This window comes from Ureaplasma diversum NCTC 246, from assembly GCF_000731915.1.
GTDB classification, from domain to species: Bacteria; Bacillota_I; Bacilli_A; order Mycoplasmatales; family Mycoplasmoidaceae; genus Ureaplasma; species Ureaplasma diversum.
In genome coordinates this window covers 1-2154 of record NZ_JFDP01000021.1, presented here as the reverse complement: position 1 = coordinate 2154, position 2154 = coordinate 1, and the positions used below count along the sequence as shown (strand labels likewise).

The 2154-nt window shown below is 28.7% G+C and carries 1 protein-coding gene and 1 pseudogene; both read right to left on the bottom strand.

The window, feature by feature from the left end:
- Positions 1 to 1060 (bottom strand): DEAD/DEAH box helicase family protein (locus UDIV_RS00825; RefSeq protein ID WP_038101932.1); only part of this gene is annotated, 1060 nt, incomplete at its 3' end.
- A 2-nt stretch (positions 1061 to 1062) separates the two neighbouring features.
- Positions 1063 to 2154 (bottom strand): annotated as a pseudogene (locus UDIV_RS04790) (hypothetical protein); the annotation flags it as partial.

The following is a 2154-nucleotide window of genomic DNA, read 5'->3' as shown; positions in this document are numbered from 1 at the left end:
CTTGGGGTAAGGAGATATGTGATTCATCAACAATCATCAATCATGGTTCATCGCCATAACTCATAAAATCAAAGATTGTTCAAGGAGTTTGGTGTGGTTGTCTGTGTTCTAAATGTCTATAATAGTTTTCAATTCCACTACAAAAACCAAACTCAACAATTGATTCAATATCTTGTTTAGTTCGTTGATAAATTCTTTGAGCTTCAATTAGTTTATTTCCTTTTTCAAAAAAATGAACTCGCTCTTTTAGTTCTATTTCAATATTATTGATAGCAATTTCTAATTTGCTTTTATCAAACACATATTCATTAGCACTTCTTAAAATGATTCTTGATTCATGACTAATTACTTCATTAGTAACTGGATCAACATTACTAATTGATTCAATTAGATCACCAAAGAAAACAATTCGCACCTTATACTCTTGACTAAATCCGTACATGATTTCAAAATACTCACCACGAATCCTAAAAGTTCCTGGTACTAAATCATTATCTTTACGTTCATACCCTAAAGCTACTAATCTAGCTTTAAGTTCACTAAAGTTAATTGTTTGATTAACACATAAATAAAGGTTGTTATCAATGAATTCAAAAGGTGAAACTGATGCATAAATACAAGCAACAGAAGCTACAACAATCACATCAGATCTTGTTGCAAGTGAATTAATCGTTGATAAACGCATCATTTCAATTTCAGAGTTAGTTACTGAATCTTTTTCAATATAAGTATCTGTTGTTGGTTTATAAGCTTCAGGTTGATAGTAATCAAAGAAAGAAATAAAATATTCAACCCGGTTGTTAGGAAATAATTCTTTAAGTTCAGCATAAAGTTGTCCAGCTAAGGTTTTATTGTGCACAAGCACAATCGTTTTAAGCTGGGTTTTTGCAATTACATTAGCAACACTAAAAGTTTTACCAGTTCCGGTTGCTCCTAATAACACTTGGCGTTTAACATTGTTTTTAATATTAGTAACCATTTGATCAATTGCTTTGATTTGATCACCTGCAGGTTGATGATTACTAACTAATTCAAAAGGATATCTTTCTTTTTGACTCATAACTAATCTTCTTGTTGTTTCTTTTTAACGATCAGACCAGTATTTGGATCAATATAACTATCACTATCTTTTCAAGGATTAGCTGTTTCATTACTATTAGCCATTTGATCAAAAGATTGTTCATAAGCTAGTTGTTCATTAACTAATTGTTCAAGTTGTTTATTAATATTTTGATCATCATCTATTTTTTGATCATTATCTTGATTATATTCATTAACTTGATCTTCTAGTTGATCAACTTGTTCATTAGTAGCAAATTGTTGATCAAATAAAGCTAAAGGATCATCAAGATCAACTTGATCATCAACTTGATCATTTTCATTAGATAAATCAAAGATATTAAATCCATCAAGCATTTGTTCTTCGTCAACTAAGCTTTGAGTGATTTGATTTTGTGGTGAGTAAGCAATTCTTCCGACTGCACTTGTTGTTAGTCAAGCTACATTATGTTTTAGTTCTTCAAATAATTTATCTGAATCTTCTACATAAATATTCAATGGAGCTTTTTGTTCATAAGCTCTTAAGCTAACGCTTTCTCGGATCTTTTGAGTTATATCTAAGTGTTTAGTTCATTGACTATCAATGTTATTAATCATTATTTCTGTTAAAAATTGATTAAAGATTTCAGGTGTCATTAAAGACTCCTTTTCATCAAAGAAAGTAGTTGCATCAGTTTTTAGTTGTTGTTTTAAATCTTTATTATCAATTTTTAAATAGTTATCTATTAATAAATAATCACTATGGAAGATTGTACTATTAGCAATTTCAATTAATTTGTATTTATCAACAATATCAGTGTTTGGTTGATTATGTGCTTGAAATAAAATATCATCAATTACTGTATCTAACATTCGATAAAAAACAGCTTTATTGTTTTGAGCTAACAAGATTGTATCTCGTTGCATATAAATCAATTCTCTTTGACTACTTAGTACATAATCATAATCAATTAAGTTTTTTCTAGTATCGTAGTTAAGTGATTCTACTTTTTTCTGTGTGTTATTTAATAATCTAGTAAAGAAGTTAGTTGAGATTACATCTTCACTTAGTTTATCATCAGCTTTAGCTAAGTTATCTGTAGCAAATCTAGTAAA